The 6,870-nt window shown below is 38.3% G+C and carries 1 protein-coding gene and 1 pseudogene; both read right to left on the minus strand.

What is annotated here, in order from left to right; all coding sequences use genetic code 11:
- Window positions 1-4,919, minus strand: a 4,919-nt coding sequence (locus tag GQO39_RS07810) for a DEAD/DEAH box helicase (RefSeq protein WP_156851679.1), incomplete at its 3' end; no start/stop codon positions are given.
- 430 nt (window positions 4,920-5,349) lie between these two features.
- Window positions 5,350-6,870: pseudogene (locus tag GQO39_RS09320) on the minus strand (YfjI family protein); the annotation flags it as partial.

Here is a 6,870-nt window from a genome sequence, read left to right on the forward strand (position 1 = left end):
ATTGTTTCTAAACTTACGGTAATAACCCTTTGAAACAATTCTAGAGGGTAGGCAGCGTTGCCAATGGTTTCAACAGCATAGCGATTGGCATCATTAACAATACCGCTCTTTTTATCTGTCTTGACGCATTGACGCCCCATAACCCATTCAAGGGCGGGTCTACCATTGACGATATACTCATAAGCTTCAAGAGGGATATCTGTCATGATGATATTGCTGTTATAAATAACAGTCGATTTATCTTTCTCTTTACCTGCTTTTGCGAATTTCATTCCAGTTACATAATAGAATTTTTCAGGATTTTGGATATCAGTCAGTTTTGGATTGCCTTTTTTAAAGGTAACAGGATAGGGTTCTACAGTTTCATAATTCACGTGCAAATGACCAAGTTCACGCCCTGCTGTAACAAATTTCCAAAAATCATCAGCACTTTTTACACAAGGGATGCGAGGCAATTCTTTAGAGAGGTTATCAGCATAACGTGTACGATAATCTTCTGAATGTAAAATTCCGTAAATATAATAGAATAAATCATCTTTAGTGATTGTTTCATTCGGATAAGCAGTTTTAAAATGGGTTAGCCCTTCATCCGTAATGGCATCACGCCGTTGTAAATCAGCATTTTTGCTTTCTTCTGTAGCATTTGCAAACAAATGTGACTGTTTTTCATTTTTATTTTTTGAGATCGTAGTATTTTGGTAAATGTAGCGTGGAAAGCATTGACATTTTTCTATTGCATCTAGATTAGGCAAATTCTTAGCCATCAACACAGAAAAACCGCTTCGTGTTCCTATGCCTGTAATTTGTATTACTTTATTTTCGACTACTTGCCCCATTGGAAATATCCGCGGCATTTGTAAAACCATTTCATTGAAACTCTGGTTATAATAAAGCCATTGTTGTGTAAAAGGACGATATGAACTTTGCGTAATGCATGTAGTCTCAAATTCAAAATTCTTTCCTTTTTCCAAATCTTTTTTAAGTGCACGGCTCCAACTTATCTTGCTCTCATCTGTATTGATGAAATTGTCTACAGCATTTTTACGTATTCTGCGATCAACATGTCCATAAGCATCATTAAAACGTTTCACCTCGCTGTTATAGAAATCAATCATGTTACTCATATTTTTTGCTAAAACTTCACGGCTTGAGTTATATGCCCATGCATCGCGACTAGTGACAATACCACAAGAAAACGTTTCAAAGAGCTTTTTATTATGATCTTTCTTATCTCCTAATGCTATAAACCTCTCAAAACTGTCATCACGTTGATGTATCCAATCACCGTGCTTGTCTGGTGTAATTATTTTCCACCCGTCTTCACGTGCAATACCACCAACACTACCAAAGTATTGAAGCATCTCAAGTTTTCTTTCGGTGGAAAGATTATTACCAATGTCATGATAATAAATTTTACACCCTCCAGAAACATTGGGATTTTTGATAAATAGTGTTACAGCAATACCAGTCATACTTCCATTGCCAAAAATATTTTCACCTTCTTGAGCTTTCCCATTGCTTAACATGTTTTTACGAATATCCCCCCGTAAATTAAGCACGTAAATACTGGTAAATTCTTTGGCTAAAGATTTTCGTAAACCGCCCATTGTTGATTTTTCTATATAACCAGAACCAGAAACAAAGCCGATAACTCCAGCATTATCAATACGGTCACTAGCCCAACGAATAGCACGGATATAACTATCATAAAGATTTCGCATAAGGCTTGCTTTAGATTGAACAGCATAAGTTTCAGCAATACGGTCATTTAATATCGGATAAGATGTATTCTTTGCATTATCATTAGCACTTTTTTGCCCTGTTGAATAAGGAGGGTTGCCAAAGATAACTTGGATATCCAGTTTTTTCTGATGTTCTAAATATTCACTGTTTTCTTTAAATAATTTTTGCAGCAGATTTTTTTCTTCAAGCATCCGAAACGTATCAGCCAAACCAATATGCTTGAAAGGGATATACTCACCTTTCATAAGACTATGGTAAGTCGATTCAATGTTAATAGCTGCTATGTAATAGGCAAGCAAGACAATCTCATTGGCATGAATATCATGACGGAACTTATATTCCATATCCTCTGGTTTTATGAGATCTGATTGTAATAACCGTGTGATAAAGGTACCTGTTCCAGTGAAAGGGTCAAGGATAGAAACCCCACGTGATCCCAAGCTTTTTCCGAACTCATTGCGTAAAACATCATCAACAGAATGAATAATAAAATCGACAACCTCAACGGGCGTATAAACAATCCCAAGCCTATCCGTGGTTTTCTTAAATGCTTTGGTAAAAAAATCCTCATATAGTTTGATGATAAGGTTTTGTCTTGCTTGGGGGGAGGTAATCCCAGAGGCACGGAACTTTACGCTGTCGTAAAACTCTTGTAATTCTTGAGATACCTCTTCAATATTGGTTTTATCCAGTTCTGTTAAGATCTTTTCCATCGCTTGTGAGATAGCATTGTTTTGGACAAATTCATTGCCCTCAAACAAGGCTTCAAACACGGGGCGCGTCACAAGATGTTGTCCTAACATCTCAAGCGCTTCCTCTTGCTTTATTTCACTGTTTAAGTTGTTTTTGAGTTCTTTATAAAAACTCTCAAAAGCGTGAAAAGCTTCACTGGTTTCATCAGAAAGTATATCTTTAAGACGATTGATATGGTTTTGAGCAATTTCAGCAACATTGCCAGCCCATATGCCCCAGTAATCGGCAAGGGTAAATTTCTTAGCCAAAAGGGTTTTAAGGGCATTGGGAAACTCTTTATAAAAAGGTAATCTTCCTGTTACGCTATGAATATAGCGTTGTGGTTCATAAGCTGCTTTTCCAATCTCAAGCCCCGCGCTTTCTGGTTTCTCATAAACATGGATTTTATCTTCAACCGTGGTCATACTCTTTAAGGCAACAATCTCTAAAGTATGACTTACGTCTTGATCTAAAATCATCTGGTTAAGGGTTACTTCAAAATTCTCATCATGGGAAAGCAAAGCATTGATCACTTGCCAAACAACACTGTATCTCTTGTTGTATTTTAAAGCCTCTTCAGCAGAAATCCCAGCAGGAACCCCAACGGGTAGAATGATGTAGCCTCTCTTCTTGCCCTTGGCACGCCGCATGATACGCCCCACCGCCTGTATTACGTCCACTTGGCTTTTGCGCGGGTGTAAAAACATGATCGCATCAAGAGCAGGAACATCTACTCCTTCAGACAAACATCTTACATTGGTGAGCACACGGCAGGCATGTTCCCCCACATCTTCCTTTAACCAATCAAGAGCTTCATTGCGTTTCTTGGCACTTTGTGTTCCATCAATATGCGCAAAGGTACACTGAAGAGGCGGTGTCTCTTTATAAAGCTTATGAAGATTATACAATTCTTTCTGTATTTCTTGAGAATTGAATGTATCACGGATACGTTCAGAGGTCTTAATATCTCTACAAAAAGCCAAAGCCCGCCGCATAGGGTTAGGGTCATCACTCAAATCAACTTTTAGATCTATTTTGGCAAGGGCTTGATAACAGCCGATGATCTTGGTTTTATCATCAAGAGTAAGTTCATAATTCTCATCTGTCATCAGATGTTGAATGGATTCACTCACTTCCTCTTCATTAACACCCAAGATAATAATCTTATAAGGAACTAAGAGTTCATTCTTAACGGCTTTTGAGAATGTATAGGTGTAAAGATTTTTTCCATAGAGGGCTTCATCATCCATAGACGCTAAAATGCCATTCATTTCATGAGCTTGTTTTTTAGCACTATCAGCAAAGATCTTGGGCGTTGCTGTCATATACAGACGTTTTTTGCCTTGAATGATGTTGTTATCATGAACCTTGATAAATTCAGATTCATACTTGTCTGTTCCCAATACAACACCCGTTGTACGGTGTGCTTCATCACAAATGATCAGATCAAATTCGGGTAAATCATATTCCTTTTGTGCATCCGAAATCACTTGAATGGAATGATAAGTTGAAAAGACCACGGTCATCACATCAAGAGAAGTCTTATTGGCTTTACGCGCAAGTGCTTGCGCATCGGTCGTAGCCGGCAAGACAAGATCAGAGGCATCGAGACTAGCCTCATCATCATGTTTCCCTTTACGACGCTTGCCCACTTGTGTATCTGAACATACCGCAAAGGAACGCAAGGGCACTTCTGTATCAAGGGTCCATTCACGGATTGTTTGTGACATCAAAGCAAGGGAGGGTACCAGAAACAACACACGCTTGCCTTTTCCTGCTATTTGTTCTGCTATCTTAAGGCTTGTGAAAGTTTTTCCCGTACCACATGCCATAATCAGCTTGCCACGGTCTGCTTCTTGCAAACCTTCACAAACAGCTTTCAGTGCTTCTTTCTGATGATCTAAAAGCTTTTTTTTTGGTTGCTCTTTAAGGACGGCTTGTCCTTTTTCTTTATATGCCCCCCAATCGATTTGACTGTTTTCTAAATCAAAAAGGTTTATGCGTTGAATACGAACTTCTTGCCCCTCACAAGTCAGTTCGACATTATCACTCCAATCTGTTTCCGTGCTATCAACCAGAATACGACGGGTGAAGATTTTTTTGCCAGAAGCTGCTATAAAACTATCAATATCTTCTTTTTTAATACAATGAGAAGCATCATAGCATTTACATTGAATAGCCGCATAACCTCCTTGATCACGGATTGTAGCGACCAGATCAATGCCGATATCACGTCCATCTTCATCATGCTCCTTAGCCCACTCCAAATAAGTCTGAACCTTTTCGTATTCCTGCTTTTGTAAAGGGTCTTCAGATAAATAAGCTTTTACAAGATTTTCAAACAATGTTCCCAATTCACGGGGTGATTTTGCTTGTTGACGATAATATTCTAACAAAGAGCGTAAAGTGACATGTTTGTTATCAGAATGATGATGGTGAAGCATATTACAACAGAGCTCCTTTTTCGTATGATAGGATTAATTCTTATCAAAAGAATCAAAACGAAGCTTATTAAATCCATTTTGAACGAATTGAGAAAAAATGCAGAAAAATGCTAAAAAAGCGGATAGTTCTTTCAAAATAGGTTTTTAAAGGCTGTTTATCCACAGGCTATGAGAGAGGTCAGATCAGCAAAATAGTGAAATTTGCTGTTTATTTTATGGAAAAAAGACAAATGCACTATGTGCATTAAAATATCAGAATGTTTATTTTGAACTATTTTATAGATAGGTTTTGTAAGTTCTTACCCCCCCCAAAAAACCTCAAAAACTAATGATGGAGAGTGCTTTGAAGGTTCACTGTTATATTGTTTAATCTTTCATAAGATTTTCAGATTGCCTATTGTGATGTCTTATCACTTTTCACTAAAGGATTCTATTTATAGCGTATGGTAGGTCGACCGCCTTGGGAGTTATTGTCTCCAGAGATTTCACGAATATAGTTACAGCGGCATAAAAGCTCTAAAGCTTGCTTAACGGCTTCATTGTCCTTTTAACATTTCCAATCACGTTTATAAACATCACGTGAAGTAAAAACATCGGGTAAATGATCACAGCGTTCGACAATCAATTTTGCACGCTCTGCTGTTAATGTATCATGCGCCGCATAAAGACGTTTGGCATGACTTAACAGATAGTTTGACCAACGCAAGGCTGTTGTGATGGCATAGAGTCCAATTTCAAAACGACCACTGTCAAGAAGTTCAAAAATTAACGCAAGGCTTGCTATGGTTTTGGGCATTTTCAAAACATGCGATTGTAAGCTTTCTGAGAAATGACCCCTTTTTGCCTCTTTATGAAGATGCTCCAGCCATTCATAAAATTTTACTTGTGCTTTTGGCATAAAACGCATGATCAGTGGATGTTCTGGAGAACCTAGTCGTTTATCACGAAAAGAACGAAACACTTTTTCATGTTTTTGCCAGCCCTCTTGATTGGGAGGTCTATCAACCAATTGCCACTCTTGATTTTCATCGGGCCACACCAGAATTTGAAACCGTTGCAGTAAACCGTCATATTTTTTCCACAATTCATTGCTTGAATAATGGGAATAATGCGTGAAGGTTGAATGCCTCCAATTATGGATAAAGTGACATGAGGGATAAAAATGGTTCCACGCCCTATACGGTCATAGATAAATTGATCATCTCCATTAAAAGCTGTTAGATAAAAAGCACGGTCTGTTTGATATTCTCTTCGTTCCAGATTGGCTAAAAAACCAGACGATTCATCACTCACCATTAAGAGACCGCGGGGGTTTTCTTTTAAGAGTTCCCCAAGCTTTTCAACAGTGACATCATTGACGATAAAACGAGAGACATCATTATCATGCGCATTGTCTTTAGAGAGAGTTTCATACAAAAGAGCACGGGCGGTTTCACACTCTCCTTTTTTAAGCGCTTTATGGGCTTGTTTTTCCTTTTCTCGTTTGTCTAAAGTTTCAAGTCTCTCTTCAATTTCTAGTCTTTCTTTCTGCTTTAACCACTCTTTATACCATTCTTTTTGAAGACAAGTGATAGGAGCTAAAGCGGCTTTCATGGCTGGTGTTTTCATGGTTGACGATTGACCAATAAGAGCGCCCCAGAGATTAGGAACAATTGTCCAATCATCATGTTGTTTTGGAGAAATCCGTACGCCATTGCCAATGACAGCAGCCAAACCACAGAGAGCAGAGACAGCAATAAAATCCATTGGAGCTTGTTGACGCTCTGAAACGTCATAAATATAGTTCATGAATGACATTGGCAGCTGTAATGGATTAAAAGGCTCGACGGGTAAAAGAGCATTCTCGATCGGTTGTAATTCTCCCCACCCATTTTGTTGCAAGGCTTGTTCATAAGGAATGGCTTTTAAACAAGTATTTTCGTTTAAAGAGGCATTATCGTTATCATTGACG

Origin of the sequence: Bartonella refiksaydamii (assembly GCF_902652675.1) — a bacterium.
In the GTDB taxonomy this organism is placed as follows: domain Bacteria; phylum Pseudomonadota; class Alphaproteobacteria; order Rhizobiales; family Rhizobiaceae; genus Bartonella; species Bartonella refiksaydamii.